Origin of the sequence: Streptococcus infantis (assembly GCF_047465185.1) — a bacterium.
GTDB lineage: Bacteria > Bacillota > Bacilli > Lactobacillales > Streptococcaceae > Streptococcus > Streptococcus infantis_O.
Genome location: NZ_JASHAJ010000003.1, coordinates 25,663 through 47,234 on the forward strand (window position 1 = coordinate 25,663; position 21,572 = coordinate 47,234).

General features: G+C 41.0%; 18 protein-coding genes. 16 read left to right on the forward strand and 2 right to left on the reverse strand.

Going from position 1 to position 21,572, the window contains the following annotated elements; translation table 11 throughout:
* Nucleotides 1–13: 13 nt before the first annotated feature.
* The 9 genes from purH to purB all read left to right on the forward strand — a co-directional run bounded on the left by purH (nt 14) and on the right by purB (nt 9,324).
* The gene (purH, locus tag QM382_RS05955; protein WP_414272763.1) at nt 14–1,561 is read left to right on the forward strand and encodes a bifunctional phosphoribosylaminoimidazolecarboxamide formyltransferase/IMP cyclohydrolase; all 1,548 of its coding nucleotides are present in this window, start codon (nt 14–16) and stop codon (nt 1,559–1,561) included.
* Between the two features lie 70 nt (nt 1,562–1,631).
* On the forward strand, nt 1,632–2,396 hold the full coding sequence (locus tag QM382_RS05960; RefSeq protein ID WP_414264230.1) for a hypothetical protein: 765 nt from the start codon (nt 1,632–1,634) through the stop codon (nt 2,394–2,396).
* Nucleotides 2,397–2,524: 128 nt separating this feature from the next.
* Complete coding sequence (gene purD, locus QM382_RS05965) at nt 2,525–3,790, forward strand: phosphoribosylamine--glycine ligase (RefSeq protein ID WP_414272764.1); 1,266 nt, start codon at nt 2,525–2,527, stop codon at nt 3,788–3,790.
* Between the two features lie 201 nt (nt 3,791–3,991).
* The gene (gene purE, locus QM382_RS05970) at nt 3,992–4,483 is read left to right on the forward strand and encodes a 5-(carboxyamino)imidazole ribonucleotide mutase (RefSeq protein ID WP_075232288.1); all 492 of its coding nucleotides are present in this window, start codon (nt 3,992–3,994) and stop codon (nt 4,481–4,483) included.
* Nucleotides 4,470–5,561 (forward strand): 5-(carboxyamino)imidazole ribonucleotide synthase, encoded by a 1,092-nt coding sequence (purK, locus tag QM382_RS05975; RefSeq protein ID WP_075232289.1) that lies wholly within the window; start codon nt 4,470–4,472, stop codon nt 5,559–5,561. The genes purE and purK overlap by 14 nt, the downstream gene beginning before the upstream one ends.
* Before the next feature lie 397 nt (nt 5,562–5,958).
* Nucleotides 5,959–6,996, forward strand: coding sequence for a hypothetical protein (locus tag QM382_RS05980; RefSeq protein WP_075232290.1), 1,038 nt, complete (start codon nt 5,959–5,961; stop codon nt 6,994–6,996).
* Entirely contained in the window at nt 6,989–7,129 is a 141-nt protein-coding gene (locus tag QM382_RS05985; RefSeq protein ID WP_186822567.1) for a hypothetical protein, read from the forward strand. Before QM382_RS05980 ends, QM382_RS05985 begins: the two co-directional genes overlap by 8 nt.
* A gap of 76 nt (nt 7,130–7,205) precedes the next feature.
* The gene (locus QM382_RS05990; protein WP_045610825.1) at nt 7,206–7,817 is read left to right on the forward strand and encodes a DUF6037 family protein; all 612 of its coding nucleotides are present in this window, start codon (nt 7,206–7,208) and stop codon (nt 7,815–7,817) included.
* Between the two features lie 208 nt (nt 7,818–8,025).
* Nucleotides 8,026–9,324: an adenylosuccinate lyase gene (gene purB, locus QM382_RS05995; RefSeq protein WP_223334707.1), complete on the forward strand. Its 1,299-nt coding sequence runs from the start codon at nt 8,026–8,028 to the stop codon at nt 9,322–9,324.
* Between the two features lie 198 nt (nt 9,325–9,522).
* On the opposite strand, the gene strH is transcribed toward purB, so the two are convergent.
* Nucleotides 9,523–13,398 carry an LPXTG-anchored beta-N-acetylhexosaminidase StrH gene (strH, locus tag QM382_RS06000; RefSeq protein ID WP_414272765.1) on the reverse strand — a complete coding sequence of 1,292 codons (3,876 nt, stop codon included), beginning with the start codon at nt 13,396–13,398 and terminating at the stop codon, nt 9,523–9,525.
* A 270-nt stretch (nt 13,399–13,668) separates the two neighbouring features.
* A complete protein-coding gene (locus QM382_RS06005) occupies nt 13,669–14,385 on the reverse strand; it encodes a GntR family transcriptional regulator (protein WP_414272766.1) in 717 nt (238 codons plus the stop codon).
* A 322-nt stretch (nt 14,386–14,707) separates the two neighbouring features.
* Here QM382_RS06005 and QM382_RS06010 point away from each other — a divergent pair, with 322 nt between their 5' ends.
* The 7 genes from QM382_RS06010 (at nt 14,708) to QM382_RS06040 (ending at nt 21,550) form a co-directional block, all read left to right on the forward strand.
* Entirely contained in the window at nt 14,708–16,495 is a 1,788-nt protein-coding gene (locus QM382_RS06010) for a glycoside hydrolase family 35 protein (protein ID WP_414272767.1), read from the forward strand.
* Nucleotides 16,492–16,968 (forward strand): PTS sugar transporter subunit IIB, encoded by a 477-nt coding sequence (locus QM382_RS06015; RefSeq protein ID WP_414272768.1) that lies wholly within the window; start codon nt 16,492–16,494, stop codon nt 16,966–16,968. The genes QM382_RS06010 and QM382_RS06015 overlap by 4 nt, the downstream gene beginning before the upstream one ends.
* 26 nt (nt 16,969–16,994) lie before the next feature.
* Nucleotides 16,995–17,900, forward strand: coding sequence for a PTS mannose/fructose/sorbose/N-acetylgalactosamine transporter subunit IIC (locus tag QM382_RS06020; protein ID WP_016466413.1), 906 nt, complete (start codon nt 16,995–16,997; stop codon nt 17,898–17,900).
* Nucleotides 17,887–18,708: a PTS system mannose/fructose/sorbose family transporter subunit IID gene (locus tag QM382_RS06025; protein ID WP_263394237.1), complete on the forward strand. Its 822-nt coding sequence runs from the start codon at nt 17,887–17,889 to the stop codon at nt 18,706–18,708. Before QM382_RS06020 ends, QM382_RS06025 begins: the two co-directional genes overlap by 14 nt.
* 3 nt (nt 18,709–18,711) lie before the next feature.
* Nucleotides 18,712–19,116, forward strand: coding sequence for a PTS sugar transporter subunit IIA (locus QM382_RS06030; protein ID WP_000167445.1), 405 nt, complete (start codon nt 18,712–18,714; stop codon nt 19,114–19,116).
* A 219-nt stretch (nt 19,117–19,335) separates the two neighbouring features.
* On the forward strand, nt 19,336–20,499 hold the full coding sequence (locus tag QM382_RS06035; protein ID WP_070676974.1) for an SIS domain-containing protein: 1,164 nt from the start codon (nt 19,336–19,338) through the stop codon (nt 20,497–20,499).
* A 13-nt stretch (nt 20,500–20,512) separates the two neighbouring features.
* The gene (locus tag QM382_RS06040) at nt 20,513–21,550 is read left to right on the forward strand and encodes an aldose epimerase family protein (protein WP_414272769.1); all 1,038 of its coding nucleotides are present in this window, start codon (nt 20,513–20,515) and stop codon (nt 21,548–21,550) included.
* The last annotated feature ends 22 nt before the right edge of the window (nt 21,551–21,572 follow it).

Sequence of the window (21,572 nt, forward strand, 5' to 3'; positions counted from 1 at the left end):
GAAAAGAGAGAAAATGACTAAACGCGCACTAATTAGTGTCTCAGACAAAGCGGGCATCGTTGAATTTGCCCAAGAACTCAAAAAACTTGGTTGGGATATCATCTCAACGGGTGGTACCAAGGTTGCCCTTGACAATGCTGGGGTAGATACCATTGCCATTGACGATGTGACTGGATTCCCAGAAATGATGGACGGTCGTGTCAAGACCCTCCACCCAAATATCCACGGTGGGCTTCTCGCTCGTCGTGATCTCGATAGTCACCTAGAGGCGGCTAAGGTCAATAATATTGAACTTATCGACCTTGTTGTGGTTAACCTTTACCCATTCAAGGAAACCATCCTCAAACCAGATGTGACCTACGCTGACGCGGTTGAAAACATCGATATCGGTGGGCCATCAATGCTTCGTTCAGCAGCGAAGAATCACGCCGGCGTAACAGTTGTGGTGGATCCTGCTGACTATGCTGTGGTTTTGGAAGAATTGGGAGCTAAGGGCGAAACAAGTTACGAAACTCGTCAACGGTTGGCAGCTAAGGTTTTCCGTCACACAGCTTCATATGATGCCTTGATTGCAGAGTATTTCACAGCTCAAGTGGGAGAAACAAAACCTGAAAAACTCACTTTGACCTATGACCTTAAACAACCAATGCGTTACGGCGAAAACCCTCAACAGGATGCCGATTTCTATCAAAAAGCCTTACCAACGGATTATTCGATTGCTTCAGCTAAACAGCTTAACGGTAAAGAATTGTCATTCAACAATATCCGTGATGCGGATGCGGCCATTCGTATCATTCGTGATTTCAAAGAACGTCCAACCGTTGTGGCTCTCAAACACATGAATCCATGTGGAATCGGTCAGGCTGATGACATCGAGACTGCTTGGGACTATGCTTATGAGTCTGATCCAGTTTCTATCTTCGGTGGGATCGTCGTTCTCAACCGTGAGGTGGATGCTGCGACAGCTGAGAAGATGCACGGCGTTTTCCTTGAAATCATCATTGCACCAAACTATACGGATGAGGCGCTAGCCATTTTGACCAATAAAAAGAAAAACTTGCGCATCCTGGAGTTGCCATTTGACGCTCAAGACGCTAGTGAAGTGGAAGCAGAATACACAGGAGTTGTCGGCGGCCTTCTCGTTCAAAACCAAGACGTTGTCAAAGAAAGTCCAGCTGACTGGCAAGTGGTGACCAAACGCCAACCAACGGAGACAGAGGCGACTGCTCTTGAGTTTGCTTGGAAAGCCATCAAGTACGTCAAATCAAACGGTATCATCATCACCAACGACCATATGACACTTGGTGTTGGCCCTGGTCAAACTAACCGTGTGGCTTCTGTCCGTATTGCCATTGACCAAGCTAAAGACCGTCTTGACGGAGCTGTTCTTGCTTCAGACGCCTTCTTCCCATTTGCAGATAACGTGGAAGAAATCGCTAAGGCAGGCATCAAGGCCATCATCCAACCAGGTGGCTCAGTCCGTGACCAAGAATCTATCGAAGCTGCGGATAAATACGGCTTGACTATGGTCTTCACAGGCATGAGACATTTTAGACATTAAAAAATGAGGATTATACGAGAACTTGGTATCTCTATATAATTAGGTAAATTAATAGAATGGAGAAGTTAAGATGTCATTTATAAAATTAAATATGGGAATATCGTTGTCAGGACCAACCATTGGAATTAGTCCGGATTTTAGAGAATTAATAAATGTTATCAATAAAAGAAGATATATCAGAAAAAGTAGGATTGAAAATATACATTTTCCTTTAGTTGGTCAAAGTACAATGTCATGGAAACTTAGAGGTGATTACAAGCATGGTTTTTATGCCTTTTCTTCGATAGCGTTCGAAGGAAAATTTGGATCAAATCCAGATGTATTTATGATTTTTTCAAAAAATGACAATCCGATAGAATTTAATAGTAAAGAGCATGCGCTAAATGATGATGATTTAACAGTGGTTAAATTAAATAAAAATATTTTTAAAAATAATAAGTATGAATATGGAATTGAAAAAGAACTTAATTATTATTCTAATAGTGAATCAGAGTATGATATTCGTCCTTTCATTATTGTTGTATTTGGCGAAGATTCGCTAGGATTTGCTACTATTACATTGATAAACAAAAGTTCAAGTACTGCAAATTCAAATGGATTTATCGGGGGAATAATGCCAGGGACGGGAGTAAACCCTTTTCAACCACAGGCAAGAAAATTAGTATGGGCAACTGGCAAAGATCTATTACGTCCATTAAAGGAACCTCAAACTGGTCGTTCATTTAGGTTAGATAAAGAACAGGTTGATAATATTTTAAATTTGAAAAAGTATTTTGTTAATTTATTGGAACCTAATATTGCTAAAGTGTTGAAAGAAGAATATATAACGGAGTAAGACATTAAAAAACAAAAGGAAAGAAAACAGTTTCTTTCCTTTTTTGTGTAAAAACGCGGAGTGAAATAAGATTAAAACGAACGTCTGTGGTATAATGATAGTAAATAATTCGCAAAAGAGGTTGTAAGATGAAACTGTTAGTTGTCGGCTCAGGTGGTCGTGAGCATGCGATTGCCAAAAAGTTGTTGGAGTCTAAAGACGTTGAGCAAGTTTTCGTGGCTCCTGGGAATGACGGGATGACCTTAGATGGTTTGGATTTGGTAAATATCTCTATTTCCGAACATTTTAAGCTGATTGACTTCGCAAAAGCAAATGACATTGCTTGGACCTTTATCGGTCCAGATGACGCCCTTGCAGCTGGTATCGTGGATGATTTCAATGCAGCTGGTCTCAAAGCCTTTGGTCCGACAAAGGCTGCGGCTGAGCTGGAGTGGTCCAAGGATTTTGCCAAGGAAATCATGGTCAAATACGACGTTCCGACAGCAGCCTATGGGACATTTTCAGATTTCGAGGAAGCCAAGGCCTACATCGAGGGGAAAGGCGCTCCAATCGTCGTCAAGGCGGATGGTTTGGCCCTTGGGAAAGGTGTCGTCGTTGCGGAGACAGTTGAGCAAGCCGTCGAAGCCGCTCATGAGATGCTCTTGGACAATAAATTTGGTGACTCAGGTGCGCGTGTAGTCATTGAGGAATTCCTTGACGGGGAAGAGTTCTCTCTCTTTGCCTTTGTCAATGGGGACAAGTTCTACATCATGCCAACGGCTCAGGACCACAAACGTGCATATGATGGCGACAAGGGTCCTAATACTGGTGGGATGGGTGCTTATGCGCCAGTTCCACACTTACCACAGAGTGTAGTTGATACGGCAGTGGAGACTATTGTCAAGCCAGTCCTCGAAGGGATGATTAAAGAAGGGCGCCCCTATCTTGGTGTCCTATACGCAGGGCTTATCTTGACAGCTGATGGACCCAAAGTCATCGAGTTTAATGCTCGCTTTGGAGATCCTGAAACGCAAATCATCTTGCCTCGTTTGACATCTGACTTTGCGCAAAACATTACTGACATTTTGGATGGCAAAGAGCCAGCCATCACTTGGACGGACAAGGGTGTGACACTAGGTGTGGTTGTAGCATCAAACGGCTACCCACTCGCTTATGAGAAAGGTGTCAAACTTCCAGCCAAGACAGAGGGTGACATCATCACTTACTATGCCGGAGCCAAATTCGCTGAAAATGGACAAGGCCTTCTTTCAAATGGCGGACGTGTTTACATGCTAGTCACAACAGCAGACACCGTCAAAGACGGGCAAAACATCATCTACAACCAACTCAACAACCAAAACACAGAAGGCCTCTTTTATCGAACAGATATCGGAAGCAAGGCCATAAAAGATTAACAGATATTATAGTTGTCATGGCGAGCGAAAGCGAGCCAAAGTAAGATAATGGTCGCCGTGGTGAAAAGAGCAGAATAATTTCTGTTCTGGTCGGGGGAAGCTTTGAGACCCTAGGTTCAAAGTTTAGGAATGAAGCCTAAGGTTTGCTTCCGTCCCTACCACCTAAGACCATTATCAAAAAAGAAGAAAAAAGGAAAAATTATGACTAAACCAATTATTTCCATTATCATGGGCTCAAAATCCGACTGGGCCACCATGCAAAAAACAGCCGAAGTCCTAGACCACTTCGGTGTAGCTTACGAAAAGAAAGTTGTTTCCGCACACCGTACACCAGACCTCATGTTCAAATATGCCGAAGAAGCACGTAGCCGTGGCATCAAGGTTATCATTGCAGGTGCTGGGGGTGCAGCCCATTTGCCAGGCATGGTAGCAGCCAAAACCACTCTGCCTGTTATTGGTGTACCAGTCAAATCACGTGCTCTTAGCGGTGTGGATTCGCTCTATTCTATCGTTCAGATGCCAGGTGGGGTGCCTGTCGCAACCATGGCTATCGGTGAAGCGGGTGCGACTAACGCTGCCCTCTTTGCCCTCCGTCTCCTCTCAGTAGAAGACGAAACCATCGCGACTGCACTTGCTAATTTTGTTGAAGAACAAGGAAAAATCGCAGAGGAGTCTACAAATGAGCTCATCTAAAACAATCGGAATTATCGGTGGCGGCCAACTTGGTCAGATGATGGCGATTTCTGCTATCTACATGGGGCACAATGTTATCGCGCTGGATCCTGCGGCGGATTGTCCGGCCTCTCGCGTGGCGGAGATCATCGTGGCTCCTTATAATGATGTGGACGCCCTTCGTCAGTTGGCAGACCGATGTGATGTTCTCACTTATGAATTTGAAAATGTGGATGCCGACGGTTTGGATGCCGTTATCAAGGATGGACAACTTCCTCAAGGGACCGACCTGCTTCGTATTTCGCAAAATCGCATTTTTGAAAAGGACTTTCTTTCCAGCAAGGCACAAGTCACTGTGGCCCCTTACAAGGTTGTGACTTCAAGTCAAGACTTGGCAGATATTGACTCGTCGAAAAACTATGTCCTCAAGACGGCGACCGGTGGCTATGATGGGCATGGACAAAAGGTTATTCGTTCAGAAGCAGACTTGGAAGAAGCCTATGCACTAGCTGATTCAGCAGACTGTGTCTTGGAAGAATTTGTCAACTTTGACCTTGAAATTTCTGTCATCGTGTCAGGAAATGGCAAGGACGTGAAGGTTTTTCCAGTTCAGGAAAATATCCACCGCAACAATATCCTGTCTAAGACCATCGTGCCAGCCCGCATTTCAGAAAGTCTAGCTGAAAAAGCCAAAGCTATGGCTGTGCGAATCGCAGAACAACTGAACTTGTCTGGGACTCTTTGTGTGGAAATGTTTGCGACAGCTGATGATATTATCGTTAATGAGATTGCCCCACGCCCCCACAACTCAGGACACTATTCGATCGAAGCCTGTGATTTCTCCCAGTTTGATACCCATATCTTAGGTGTTCTCGGAGCACCGCTTCCAGCTATCAAACTGCATGCACCCGCTGTTATGCTCAATGTCCTCGGCCAGCATGTCGAGGCCGCTGAAAAATATGTCACAGAAAATCCAAGCGCCCACCTCCACATGTATGGTAAAATAGAGGCAAAGCACAACCGCAAGATGGGGCATGTGACTTTGTTTAGTGATGTGCCGGATAGTGTGGAAGAATTTGGGAAAGGGATAGATTTTTAATTTATGAATCTTACCTATTGTGTTGAAAAGTGGAGTTTTTAGGAGTATTAATGAATTGAGGTAGAGTACTATGAAATGTGCAAACTGTGGTAATACTGATAGTAATAGATTGTGGGATGAAGGTGATACATTCTACTGCTCAAAGTGTGCGCACCGAACACTTTATGCAACAGGTGAGGATGACTTAGTGGAATGTCCATGTTGTCATAAAATGAGGGATAGAAAAGCATTTTATTGTAGAAACTGTAATGATACTTGGTAGGGAATTATAAGAAATCTCAATTGTTTATTTGCAGGTGTATGACAAACAAGAAAAACACAACCACAAAATGGGTGTGTGAACTTGTTTAGTAATGAGACATACGAGGTTTGGAGGGGATAAGGTAGGAGCTGCAAAATGAGAGAGTTAGCTTTAAAGAACGATAAACTCATTGAGGAAGAGAAAAATAGTAATCAACTTGATATTAGATTTTTTCAAAATAAAAGTAAGATGTTTGAAAAAGTTGGAAATTATTTTACAACGATCATTAACTCCTATAATGAAGTGAAACAGAATATTGATCCTAAAGAAATATATGTTGTTAAATTTACTCAAGAACAGCTAAACAAATTTAATAGTGGAGATATTAATTTTCAAAAAACGGCTGATATGGAGTCTTTATTACCAAATTTTGTATCAAAAGGGACTAATAACGATATTGTTTCATTGGCTAGACTGGAAAAAATTGTATTAGACAATCCTGAAGCTTTACAAAATGTCATGACAAATGTAAATCGGTTGGTTGAAGCTCAAAAAGTAGATGAACTGGAGTTATTGCTGTCAGAAGTAAAACAGATTTCTTTAGATATTAAACAAGGTCAAAAAGATGATAGGCGGTCCAAAATATTGGGTGCAGAAAGTACAATAGAGCAAGCTTTATTAATGAGCGATGAAAATCCTCAAAAAGAGCATCTGTTATTGAATGCGATTAATCAGTTAAACGAAGGGCGAGCATCTATTATAAAAGAATTTGAAGGAGTTGTGGCTAAAAATTTATCCATCCCCCAAAATAATTTTATATTGTTATTAAAATCAGCTTTGGATAACAATTTTAATGAGAGCGTCTCAGATAGCTTTGCAGAATTAAATGACCAATTCTCATATATTGTAAAGGCAAGTGATTTACTAGCTAAAATATACACAGTGACAGGAAACAATGGATTAATTGACACTGTTTATGCACCTATCAAGACCTTAATACACGATAACCATGAGTATGTCTCAAAATTGGTAGAATTGCAGGAAATAAGTATTGAGGAGCAAAGGCGGTTAAAATGGTGTATTGAGCCGATTGATTTTATTGGAAAAATTGGAGTAACTGAATTGTCAGATGATGATATTATTACAATTGAATTTTCAGGTCAGGAATTATTAAAGGGAGTAAAAAATGGATAGAAACCAAGTACATAAGATTGGGAAAATTATAAATAAGCCTGTTAAATTTGTAAAGGAAAATGCAGGGAAAACGGCAACAGTACTTGCTGCAGTTGTTTCAGTAGTTGCATTTATTGACGGCAGAAAAAAATAGAATTACTGTCATATATAGAATTAGATTTGGATAAAAGACTACATTTTAAATTGAAAGGTAGGAGAATAATCTTATCATGTTAGAAAATCTCAAAGACTTAAAAAATGATATGGTGGCAAAGCAATGGACTATCTGTAGTTTTATCTTTATCTATAAAAGAGTAGAGTATATCGTCCTTGTAAAGCGATTTGTTGGTAGGGAGCAAAGGATTGAAAAGTACGCATCAGTGAAGCTACATTTTATAGAAGCTGACAATTTAGTCCATGAGTTACAAGTTGAGGCAAATAGTCAAAGATTGTTCGTAGAAGCTAGAATTTTAAGAGAATTTTTTGGAATTGAGTATGGTGATAATTTAGGTGATATACTAAAGCAATTCACAAATCAATTAGGTAATTCAGTACCAAAAAAAGTTCCTGAACAAAGAACGGATAATGAACAAGCAGCTTTAGTAAGTTCTCTAAGTCAGAGTGACGCAGAGAATCCGAATAAAATTTATTGTTATGGTGTAAAAAGAAATTCAAACGGGGGACAACGAAGTGAGTTTAATTCAGATAAAACCAAATTGTTGCGACCAAATTTGTTTAGATATTTTGAAACTGACACTAGTATCAGTTTCTGCTATAGTGATGATATCAATAAAGAAAATAATGATTCTGAAATTTTAAGAAAATTTGGTGAGATTAAATAGACATAGCTTTGTATTGACTGGTAATTTGTGATAAATATAATAGAAAACAACAATTATATTTTTGAAAATAACTATGATTACCTAATTATTCAACATTTAGAAAGTTATCTTGAGACTTTAGGCTCAAGATTTAGTCATGAGATTTCGAAGGAAGTTGCTGACATTCGTCTCACTTAAGTGAAACATCAAAAGAAAGGAAAATAAAACAATGATCAACCGTTATTCTCGCCCTGAGATGGCGAATATTTGGAGTGAAGAAAATAAATACCGTGCTTGGCTTGAGGTGGAAATCTTGGCTGACGAGGCATGGGCTGAGTTGGGGGAAATCCCTAAGGAAGATGTGGCTTTGATTCGTGAAAAAGCGGACTTTGACATTGACCGTATTTTGGAAATCGAGCAAGAGACTCGTCACGATGTGGTTGCCTTCACGCGTGCGGTTTCTGAGACGCTTGGTGAAGAGCGTAAGTGGGTTCACTATGGTTTGACGTCTACTGACGTGGTCGACACTGCCTACGGTTACCTCTACAAGCAGGCCAACGATATCATCCGTCGTGACCTTGAAAACTTCACTAACATCATCGCTGATAAGGCTAAGGAGCACAAGTTCACCATCATGATGGGTCGTACGCACGGTGTGCACGCTGAGCCGACAACATTTGGTCTTAAATTGGCGACTTGGTACAGCGAAATGAAACGCAACATCGAGCGTTTCGAGCATGCAGCTGCTGGTGTCGAAGCTGGTAAGATTTCTGGTGCGGTTGGGAACTTTGCCAACATCCCACCATTTGTTGAAAAATACGTCTGCGACAAGCTTGGTATCCGTGCTCAAGAAATCTCTACACAGGTCCTTCCTCGTGACCTTCACGCTGAGTACTTTGCAGTTCTTGCGAGCATTGCGACTTCTATTGAACGCATGGCAACGGAAATCCGTGGTCTGCAAAAGTCTGAGCAACGTGAAGTGGAAGAATTCTTTGCCAAAGGTCAAAAAGGGTCTTCAGCGATGCCTCACAAGCGCAATCCAATCGGTTCTGAAAACATGACAGGACTTGCGCGTGTTATTCGTGGTCACATGGTAACAGCTTATGAAAACGTCGCTCTCTGGCACGAACGTGATATCTCGCACTCATCAGCTGAGCGTATCATCACACCAGATACGACTATTTTGATTGACTACATGCTTAACCGTTTCGGAAACATCGTCAAGAACCTGACGGTCTTCCCAGAAAACATGATCCGTAACATGAACTCTACGTTTGGTCTTATCTTCAGTCAACGTGCGATGCTGACCTTGATTGAAAAAGGTATGACGCGTGAGCAAGCTTACGACCTTGTTCAACCTAAGACAGCCCAATCATGGGATAACCAAGTCGACTTCAAACCACTTCTTGAAGCAGATCCAGAAGTGACTTCACGTCTCACTCAAGAAGAAATTGATGAAATCTTTAACCCAACTTACTATACCAAACGTGTGGATGAAATCTTCGAACGCATCGGTTTGGGTGATTAATGATAACAATAAAAAGCGAGATTTTTGTCTCGCTTTTTATTTGTGCTTATACTCAATGAAAATCAAAGAGCAAACTAGGAAGCTAGTCGCATGTTGCTCAAAGCACTGCTTTGAGGTTGTGGATGGAACTGACGAAGTCAGTAACATATATACGGCAAGGTGAAGCTGACGTGGTTTGAATTTGATTTTCGAAGAGTATTAATCTTTTTTCTTGCTAAGTCCGTAAGCTGTGAGTGCAGTCATAAGACCAGTAGCAATTAACCATTCTGAACCTTGGCTTCCTGTTTCAGGAAGTTTATTTTCTTTTGCTACAGGAGCTGGGCCTTGAGGAAGGGCTTTGTTTTCCTCAGCAGGAACAGTTGCTAGAGCTGGTTCATTTGGAATCTCTAGTTTTGGTTTTTCTTCTGTAACAGGAGCTGTCGCATTTGGAATCTCTAGTTTTGGTTTTTCTTCAGCGATAGCAGTTTGACCATGTTCATCGCCAAGGTGAGTGACAGGGTTGCCAACTTCAATCACTTGAGCGACTGGTTCTTGAGCGACAACACTTGTAACCAATGTTTTAACTTCGCTTCCGTCAGCAGCAGTAGACACAGAATAGAAATGACTACGACGACCCTTGACGCCTTCAGTTACGACACGAGTTTCTCCTTTAGGTAAGACATCAGTTTCACGAGTAATAGTTGTAAACGGAATTTCTTCGTCCTCAATCACAACACGTGGTTTGGCATCTGCAACAGGAGCGACTCCTTCTTCGTCACCGACATGAGTGACTGGAGTTCCAACTTCAACCACTTGGTTGACAGCTTCTTTTGTGACTTTTTCTTCAAGAACTGTTTCGATTTCCTTACCATTTTCAGTAGTAACTGAGACGTAGATTGTACGTTCGCCTTTGGCACCTTCGGTGACAACTTTTTCTTGTCCTGCTGGAAGGTTAGGATTTTCCTTCTTAACAGTCTCAAAAGGAATTTCTTCTGTTTTTGTGATAAGCTCTGGTCGATTTTCAACGTTGGCAGCAACTTCATTTTCGTCAAGACTTCCTGAGTGAGTTGCAGCTGGTTTGAGGCCAAGTCTTGCAGCTTTAAGGTTGGCTACAAGCGTATCTAATTCAGCTTGTTTATTACGGTTGAGATTGTAGTTCAGAGCATCTTTAGCAGCCTTGAGAGCATCGAGGCTTTCTGTGCTATATCCTTCTAAGTTTTCAGGGATTTTAGCAAGTTCCTCACGTAGAGCCTTGTAGTCAGCACGGAAGTAGTCTTTGTTGTGGTCTGCAAAGGCAGTCATCAGTTCAAAGATTTCTTCTTCCTTGTACTCAGCTTGAGGTTTGTCTGCCCAGATGGCTAGCATACTACCAGTTGTTGGAAGATTGACTTCCGGATACTTGGTTGAAGCTAGTTGCTTGAATGGTACTTTTTCAGTATTTTCAATTGCTTTTGATAGAGGGTAGGCTTCGTCATTTTTATGATTGCCTAGAACATAGTACCAGTCTCCGTTAGTGTTAAGGATTTTGTAACCCTTACTTGCTAGATATTGAGGAGATGCAAGGTTGTAACCCCACCAGCCTTTAGACCAGTAAGAGATGATGACATCTTTATCAAACTCAACATCGTCATTATCATCGTAGTAGAAGCCATCGTTAAAGGCCATTGGCTGTAAGCCTTTTTCTTTAGCCATAGCAGCTAGACTATTTGAGTACTCAGCAAATTTACCATAGAGGCCATACCACTTGAGGTAGTACCAACCTTGAGCATTGGTAGCATCATTGGCATACTCATCTGTACCATAGTTAAAGATCTTAGTCTTACCTGCAAAGAAGTCCATGTACTTGCCAATAAGGGCTTTTGTAAAGTTCATTGCTTCTTCGTTTTCAAGGTCCATGGTTGTTTTTGAAACTTTATCAAAATTAGCTTGAGGGTTTGCGATGCCTAATTTTTCCATAGCGACAAGCATAGCATCCATGTGACCTGGGCTGTTGATAGCAGGGATGAGCCCGAGACCCTTATCTTTAGCATACTGGATAAGTTCAGTAATTTCAGCTTGGCTCAGAGTAGTTCCATTTGGATCATCGTAGTAAGCTTTTGTTCCTTCAATGATGGCATTTTTTACATCGTCGCTTGCATAGGTCTTGCCGTTTGCGGTGATCGTCATGTCATCCAAAAGGAAGCGAAGTCCGTCATTTCCAAGGAGGAGATGAATGTCAGAGTAACCAAGTTCGCTAGCCTTATCTACGATACGTTTGAGTTGATCTAAAGTAAAGTATTTACGGCCAGCATCGATAGAAATGACTTTATCTTTAGCAACTTTTTCAACTTCACGTTTAGCTTCTTCTTCTTTTTGAGCTTCAGGAGTGAAGGTCAAGTTGCTAACGGCTTCTTGGAGTTTTGCAATTGCTTGGTCAATGCTATCTTGTTCAGCACGGCTAAGGTTGCTATCAAGAGAACGAATGGCTTTTTCAGCTTCTTTAACAGCTGTTACGCTTTCGGCTGTATAGCGACTAAGGTCTGTTGGAACTTCTTTAAGAGCTTGTTCAGCAGACTCGTAGTCGGCAGCGAAGTACTCAGCGTTAGAGTTTGCGAATTGACGCATAAGCTTGAATAGGCGAGATGGAGAGTAGCGTGCAGATGGAGTATCGGCCCAAGCAGCTACCATACCACCGATAATAGGAATATCCGCACCTTCAGTTTTTGGAACAGAAGTAATCGGTGTGCTCTTAATACCATTCAAACCTTGGTCCAGGTTATACCAACCTTGCCCGTCAGCATTACGTCCGAGAACATAGTACCAAGCATCATTAGTATTGAGGATTTGGTGTCCTTTTTCAGATAGAAGTTTAGATGAGGCAACATCGTAACCGCCCCAACCACCAGTCCACATAGACACGATAATGTCTTTATCAAAGGTACCGAAAGTAGTATCACTATTATAGTATATACCGTCGTTAAAGGCCATTGGTTTCAGACCATGAGATTTGACGATATGAGCTAGGTTATTAGCATAGGCGATAAATTTATCATAACCCTTATCTGGGAAGCCATCTTCTGGATACCATTTATAGGCTTGAAGCACACTCCAACCTTTGGCATCAGTAGCATCGTTAGCATACTCATCCAACCCGATATTGAAGATTTCAGACTTTCCAGCAAAGTAAGCAGCGTATTTATCAATCAAAGCTTTTGTAAAGGCAACTGCTTTTTCATTATCAAGGTCAACAGTACGTGCAGATTCTTTACCAAAGTAGTTGAAGTTAGGTTTTTCAATACCAAGTTCTTTCATGGCATTAAGGATAGCATCCATGTGACCTGGGCTATTGACTGTTGGGATAAGTCCAATTCCTTTATCCTTAGCATAACTAATCAAGTTAGTCATTTCACTTTCGGTTAAATGATTACCGTTTGGATCATTGTAGTAGGCATTTGTTCCATTTTCAATAGCACGTTTAACATCGTCGCTTGCGTATGTTTTGTCCCCTACAGTTAGAGACATATCATCAAGCATGAAGCGCAAGCCATCGTTTCCTACTAGGAGATGAAGATCAGTGTAACCATAGTGTTTGGCTTTATCGACGATTTCTTTCAGTTGTTCAGGAGAGAAGTATTTACGCCCTGCATCGATTGAAACGATTTTCTTTTTAGCCAGTTTTTCATTTACTTGAGCTGCTCGCTCTGTAGCGACTGCAGGTGCTTCGACTTTAGCAACTTCTTTATTTTCTTCTTTTTCTTTTTCAGATTCTGTCTGCTTAACTTCTTCAGTAACTTCTGGTTTAGCTGGAGTTTCTTCTGCTGCGACTGGTTCTGCTACGACAGGTGCAGGAGCAAGTTCAACTTTTGGTGCTTCAGTAGTTGCTACTGGAGCAGCTGGAGTAGCGTTTTCTGTTGTTGGAGCAGTCTCGAGTTTTTCTTCACTCGTTGGTGGAGTGACTTCTCCAGTAGTTTGGACAGCAGGCTGATTATCTGTTGTAGCAGGCACAACTCCGTCGGCCGCAACAGCTTGAGCCTGAAAGGCAAAGCCGATCAATACAGAAGCTGCTCCGATTGCATATTTACGAATAGAGAAGCGCTGTTTATTTTCTGGTTTCATTAAAAAAACCTCCCTTTTGAATTTTTGATAGCGTTTTCACATACTAATCCTATTGTATGTTCTAACTAAAATAAAGTCAAGTTTTTGAGGAAATTACTATAAAAAATAGAATAATTTATAAATTAAGATATATTTTTCTAATTTTGACTATTTTTTAGTAAAAAGGTTACTAATTATAGAATTGCTTGAAATGCTATTCTCAGGGAAGGGAGCTGATGCTATAATGGGTATATAAAAAACCTGAGACAGTTGCCTCAGGTTTTTTATAAATTAGTGACCACGGTCACAAGAGATGAATTTAATTTTGTAGAAATCAGAACGTTTATAAGTTTCGATGTATTCCAAAACTTGACCGGTTGCTTCAAGCTTAGTTGTCTTAGTTTGGAAGACAGTTGGGAATTTAGTGTCGATTCCTAAAATAGAAGCGGCATGTTCTGGAGTCGGAAATACAATTTCGTTAATTTCTTCAAAATGCTCGTCATTCATGTGAATGTGGTAGTCCAATTTGAAACGAGTATAGATAGAACTATAGTATTCAAGATTTGGATAGTTGGCATTGATGTATTGTTCAGGTATGTATGAATTGTGATAGATATAGGTAACACCGTTTGTTTCACGAACACGTTCAATCTTATAATAGAATTGATCGCCACGTAGGCCGAGTTTTTCTAAATATTTAAGATCGTTTCCACGTTCTATAGAAAGAACAGTTACTTTATCATCTTTGGTTTCGAAGATTTCTACATCAGAAAATTCAACGAGTTTATGCTTACGTGCACGAGCTACGAAAGTTCCCTTACCTTGTTGGCGGACGATATATCCGTCTTTGGCAAGGTCATTCAAGGCACGAACTACTGTGATTGAACTAACATCATACATGGAAATCAATTCTGCTTCAGTGTAGAACTTATCTCCACTAGCAAATTGACCAGAAATGATCTTATTTTTCAATTCATCTTTAATGTATTGATACTTTGGAATTGCCATATTTTCACCTCATTTTTTTCCTTCTCCACTTATCATTTTAACATAAATTCTTAAAAATAGCTGAAAAGCACTTAAAAAAATTAAACTATCAGAATAAGAAATTAGAATACATATAAATAATTCGTATTTTCCTCTATAATTTGATTAGTTTTTCAGAATGTTGATTTTATGGGATTTGAGAGGAGTTTTAGAAAAGATTCAGTAAAAAAATAGAAAAATTTTAAAGAAAATTTCAAAAACTATTGACATTATTCCCCGATTGGTTTATAGTTGATATAACAATAAATGAAAGCGCAAACTTTTCGCTTTTAGGGGAGGAAGAATGGCAAGATTTGAAATTAAAGATGATTTCTATCTGGATGGGAAACCATTCAAGATTTTGTCTGGGGCCATTCACTATTTTAGAGTTCCTGCGGAAGATTGGCATCATTCATTGTACAACCTCAAAGCATTAGGCTTCAATACAGTTGAGACTTACGTCGCTTGGAACATGCATGAACCTGTTGAAGGACACTTTAATTTTGAAGCTAATCTTGATTTAGAGAGATTTCTTCAAACTGCACAAGATTTGGGCTTATATGCAATTGTACGTCCTTCTCCATTTATCTGTGCAGAGTGGGAATTCGGTGGTTTACCCGCATGGCTCTTGACCAAGGAGATGAGAATTCGGTCATCTGACCCGGCTTTCATTGACATGGTTGGTCGCTACTATAATCAGTTGCTTCCGCGTCTAGTTCCGAGATTATTGGAAAACGGTGGGAACATTCTCATGATGCAAGTAGAAAATGAGTATGGTTCCTATGGCGAGGACAAGACCTACTTGAGGGGAATTCGACGTTTGATGGAAGAACGAGCAGTTACTTGTCCGCTTTTCACATCAGATGGACCATGGCGAGCAACTCTTAAGGCTGGAACCTTAATTGAGGATGATCTCTTTGTGACAGGGAACTTTGGTTCCAAGGCTACTTATAATTTCTCGCAGATGCAAGAATTCTTTGATGAGCACGGCAAGAAATGGCCACTCATGTGTATGGAATTCTGGGATGGCTGGTTCAATCGATGGAAAGAACCAATCATCAAGCGTGAACCTGAGGAATTAGCAGAAGCTGTCCACGAGGTTTTAGAGCAAGGCTCTATTAACCTTTACATGTTCCACGGTGGAACGAACTTTGGTTTTATGAATGGTTGTTCAGCTCGAGGAACCATTGATCTACCACAAGTAACATCTTATGATTATGACGCTCTTCTTGATGAAGCTGGAAACCCAACTGCTAAATATTTTGCAGTGAAAGAAATGATGGCGACTTACTATCCTGAGTATCCGCAATCTGAACCGCTTTACAAAGAGAGTATGGAAGTTGAAAACATTCCACTGGTCGAGAAAGTTTCTCTTTTCGAAACCTTGGATAGCCTGACAAGTCCGATTGAAAGTCTCTACCCTAAGAAAATGGAAGAGCTGGGACAAGGTTACGGCTACCTACTCTATCGTACGGAAGCAAGTTGGGATGCGGATGAAGAACGCATTCGAATTATTGACGGACGAGATAGAGCTCAGCTCTTTATCGATGGTAAATGGGTGGCAACACAGTACCAAACAGAAATCGGTGAAGATATCTTTTATCAAGGTGAAAAGAAAGCGTTCTCTAGATTTGACATCCTTATTGAAAATATGGGGCGTGTCAACTATGGACACAAATTCTTAGCAGATACGCAGCGAAAAGGAATTCGCACAGGTGTTTGTAAAGATTTGCATTTCTTGCTCAACTGGAAGCAATATCCACTTCCTCTTGATAACCCAGAAAATATTGATTTCTCTAAGGGATGGACAGAAGGGCAACCCGCCTTTTACGCCTTTGATTTTGAAGTCAAGGAGCCAAAGGATACCTACTTAGACTTATCTGAGTTTGGTAAAGGGATTGCTTATATCAACGGACATCATCTAGGTCGTTTCTGGAATGTCGGTCCAACCTTATCTCTTTATATTCCACATAGCTATCTCAAAGAAGGTACCAACCGCATCATTATCTTTGAAACAGAAGGGGAGTATAAGGAACACATACATTTAACTTGTAAACCTACACTAAAACTTATAAAGGGGGAAAACTTATGACAATTGTAGGATGCCGTATCGATGGGCGCTTAATTCACGGACAAGTCGCAAACCTATGGTCTGCTAAACTTGATGTTTCACGTATCATGGTCGTTGACAATGATGTTGTGAATAATGATGTTGAAAAAAGCGGCTTGAAACTTGCAACACCACCAGGTGTAAAACTTAGTATTTTGCCAGTTGATAAAGCAGCAGCGAATATCCTTGCTGGTAAATATGATAGCCAACGTCTTTTGATTGTAGCACGCAAACCTGACCGTTTCCTCGGTTTGGTAGAAGCAGGTGTGCCACTTGAAACTGTCAATGTCGGCAACATGTCTCAAACACCAGAAACTCGTGCTATCACACGTTCTATTAACGTTGTTGATAAAGACGTAGAAGATTTCCACAAATTGGCGGAAAAAGGTGTTAAACTTACTGCTCAAATGGTTCCAAATGATCCAGTTTCAGACTTTTTGAGCTTATTAAAATAGGAAAAAATTTTTAGGAGGTCATTGTTATGATACAATGGTGGCAAATTTTACTTCTCACTTTGTACTCAGCTTATCAAATCTGTGATGAGTTGACGATCGTTTCTTCTGCAGGTTCGCCTGTATTCGCTGGTTTCATTACTGGTTTAGTCATGGGAGATTTGACAACTGGTTTGTTTATCGGTGGTAGCTTGCAGTTGTTCGTACTTGGGGTAGGTACCTTCGGTGGTGCTTCTCGTATCGACGCAACTTCTGGTGCGGTTCTTGCGACTGCTTTCTCAGTTTCACAAGGAATCGAAACAGACCTTGCGATCACTACAATCGCTGTACCAGTAGCAGCACTTTTGACTTACTTCGACGTACTTGGTCGTATGACTACAACATTCTTCGCTCACCGTATTGATGCTGCGATCGAACGCTTTGACTATAAAGGAATCGAACGTAACTATCTTCTTGGTGCAGTTCCTTGGGCTCTATCTCGTGCCCTTCCAGTATTCTTCGCCCTTGCTTTCGGTGGAGAATTCGTACAAGGTGTTGTAAACCTTGTTAAAGAATACCAATGGGTTGCAGACGGTTTGACTCTTGCAGGTCGTATGCTTCCAGGTCTTGGATTCGCTATCTTGCTTCGTTACCTTCCAGTTAAACGTAACCTTCACTACCTTGCTATGGGATTCGGTTTGACAGCTATGTTGACTGTACTTTACTCAAACGTAACAAGTCTTGGTGGAGCAGTTGCTGGAATCATTGGCACTCTTCCTGCTGAAGTTGCTGAAAAAATTGGCTTTGTTAACAACTTCAAAGGATTGTCTATGATCGGTATCTCTATCGTGGGTATCTTCCTTGCAGTTGTTCACTTCAAGAACAGCCAAAAAGTTGCTGTAGCAGCACCTTCTACACCATCAGAAAGTGGGGAAATTGAAGATGACGAATTCTAATTACAAATTAACAAAAGAAGATTTTAATCAAATTAACAAACGTAGCTTGTTCACTTTCCAATTGGGATGGAACTACGAACGTATGCAAGCATCAGGTTACCTTTACATGATCTTGCCACAATTGCGTAAAATGTATGGAGATGGAACTCCTGAGTTGAAAGAAATGATGAAAGTTCATACTCAATTCTTCAACACTTCACCATTCTTCCACACAATCATCGCTGGTTTTGACCTTGCCATGGAAGAAAAAGATGGCGTTGCCTCAAAAGACGCGGTTAACGGTATCAAGACAGGTTTGATGGGACCATTCGCTCCTCTTGGAGATACAATCTTTGGTTCACTTGTACCTGCTATCATGGGATCTATCGCTGCAACAATGGCTATCGCTGGTCAACCTTGGGGTATCTTCCTTTGGATCGCAGTTGCAGTAGCGTATGACATCTTCCGTTGGAAACAGTTGGAATTTGCATACAAAGAAGGGGTTAACCTTATCAACAACATGCAAAGTACTTTGACAGCTTTGATTGAAGCTGCATCTGTACTTGGTGTATTCATGATGGGTGCTCTTGTAGCAACAATGATCAACTTTGAAATTTCATACAAATTGCCAATCGGTGAAAAGATGATTGACTTCCAAGACATCTTGAACTCAATCTTCCCACGTTTGCTTCCAGCAATCTTCACTGCATTCATCTTCTGGTTGCTTGGTAAGAAAGGCATGAACTCTACAAAAGCTATCGGTATCATTATCGTGCTTGCCTTGGCTCTTTCTGCTCTTGGTAAATTTGCACTTGGAATGGGCGCATAGTTTATGACTAAATCATTGATTTTAGTGAGTCACGGTCGTTTTTGTGAAGAACTTAAAGGTAGCACAGAGATGATTATGGGACCACAAGACAACATTCATGCGGTTGCTCTTCTTCCAGAAGATGGACCAGAAGAATTTACTGCAAAATTTGAAGCTGCTGTTGAAGGATTGGATGATTTCCTAGTCTTTGCGGATCTTCTTGGCGGAACTCCATGTAACGTGGTGAGTCGTTTGATTATGGAAGGTCGCGACATTGAACTTTATGCAGGAATGAACCTTCCGATGGTCATTGAATTTATCAATGCAAGTCTAACTGGAATGGATGCGGACTATAAGAGTCGTGCTTCAGAAAGCATTGTGAAAGTTAATGATTTATTGGCAAGCTTCGACGACGATGAAGATGAATAATACTCTTCAAAAATCAAATTCAAACCACGTCAGCTTCGCCTTGCCGTACTTGAGTACAGCCTTCGGCTAGCTTCCTAGTTTGCTCTTTGATTTTCATTGAGTATAAGATGTGATTGCGTTAAAACGTTAAATCATCTTATAGAAAATATACATGGGAATGGGAGCGACTCCCATTCCCATGTTTTCAATCATGAAACAATATTAGATTAGAGGTTTTCAATGCTAGATTATACAAAAGAAGATTTGCTTGAGTTGGGAGCAGAGATCACCACACGCGAAATTTACCAACAACCAGATGTTTGGAAGGAAGCTTTTGAATCATACCAAGCACGCCGTGATGAAATTGCAGCCTTTTTGCAAGGAATTGCAGATAAACATGACTATATCAAGGTTATCCTGACTGGTGCTGGAACTTCAGCTTATGTAGGTGATACCTTGGTTCCATACTTCAAGGAAGTCTATGACGAACGTAAATGGAATTTCAATGCTATTGCGACAACAGATATCGTTGCCACCCCACAAACCTATTTGAAAAAAGATGTGGCAACTGTTTTGGTATCATTTGCACGTAGCGGGAACTCACCTGAGAGTGTGGCAACAGTTGACTTGGCTAAGGCTTTAGTTGACGATCTTTATCAAGTAACGATCACTTGTGCGGCTGAAGGGAAATTAGCACTTCAAGCTCACGGTGATGATCGCAACCTCTTGCTCTTGCAACCGGCAGCTTCTAACGATGCTGGATTTGCTATGACATCAAGCTTTACTTCAATGATGTTGACAGCACTTTTGGTCTTCGATCCAACTGAATTTGCTGTTAAAGCTGAACGTTTTGAAGTGCTTTCTAGTCTTGCTCGTAAAGTTCTTGACAATGTGGCAGATGTGAAAGAGTTGGTTGACCTAGACTTTAACCGAGTGATTTACTTAGGTGCAGGTCCATTCTTCGGACTTGCTCATGAGGCACAACTGAAAATTTTGGAATTGACTGCTGGTCGGGTTGCGACAATGTATGAAAGTCCAGTCGGCTTCCGTCACGGTCCAAAATCTCTTATCAATGAAGATACTGTAGTTTTAGTTTTTGGTACTACAACGAACTATACTCGTAAGTATGACTTAGACTTGGTTCGTGAAGTTGCAGGGGACCAAATCGCTCGTCGCGTTGTTCTCTTGAGTGATCAAGCTTTTGGTCTTGAAAACGTTAAGGAAGTAGCACTTGGCTGTGGCAGTGTCTTGAATGACGTTTACCGTGTATTCCCTTATATTGTTTATGGTCAACTATTTGCTCTCTTGACTTCGCTTAAGGTTGGCAACAGACCTGATACACCATCACCTACAGGTACAGTAAACCGCGTCGTTCAAGGTGTTATTATTCACGAATTCAAATAATAAGGAGAAAAGGATGAAAACATACACAGAACGTGTATTTGGGAAAGTTGATGGCAAGGATGTTGTCGCTTATCGCTTTGAAACAGAAGCAGGCTACCAACTAGAAATCATGACCTATGGTGCAACGATTCTACGCTATGTAACTCCTGATAAGGCTGGTAATTTTGCCAATGTTATCCTAGGCTTTGATGATTTTGACAGCTATGTAGGTAACAGTCCTAAACATGGAGCGAGTGTAGGTCCAGTTGCAGGTCGTATCGCAGGTGCGACATTCGAATTGAACGGGAAAACCTATGAACTCGAAGTCAATAACGCAAGCAACTGTAACCACAGTGGCTCAACAGGTTGGGATTCTAGTTTGTTTGAGCTAGTCGAGGTGAGCGACCATGGTTTGACTCTTTACACAGAAAGAACAGACGGTACAGGAGGCTTCCCAGGTAATCTTAAGATTTGGATTAGCTACAAATTAGAAGAAAATGGGGCCTACGAAGTTAGCTACAAGGTGACGACGGACCAGGATACCTTGGTCAATCCGACCAACCATAGCTACTTTAACTTGTCTGGCGATTTCACTCAGACGGTTGACCGCCATGTTTTCCAACTGAATACAGAAGGTATTTATCCAATCGCTCCTGACGGTGTCCCAGCTAAAGCTCCAGATGCTAATCGTGATGTGGTCAAACATATCTACAATGGCGCCTTGTTGAAAGATATCTTTGCAGAAGAAGATGAGCAAATCCAACTCGTATCTGGTTTGGACCACCCATTTGCTCTGCCTGCAGGACATGACAATGCTGGTTTCCTCTATGACCAAAATTCAGGTCGCTTCCTTCTCTTCAAGACAGAAGCACCTTGCTTTGTAGTTTACACCGCAAACTTTGTCGATGATAGTGTCATTATTGCGGGTCAGCCAATGATGCAGCACAATGGAATTGCTCTTGAAGCACAGGCTTTGCCAGATGCTATTCACAGTGACCTTAAAAATCAAGTCATTCTCAAAGCAGGTGAAACTTTCACCAGCAAAACTCGTTACGATCTTGTTGTTAAATAAGAAAAACTCTCTGAAGCCTTTA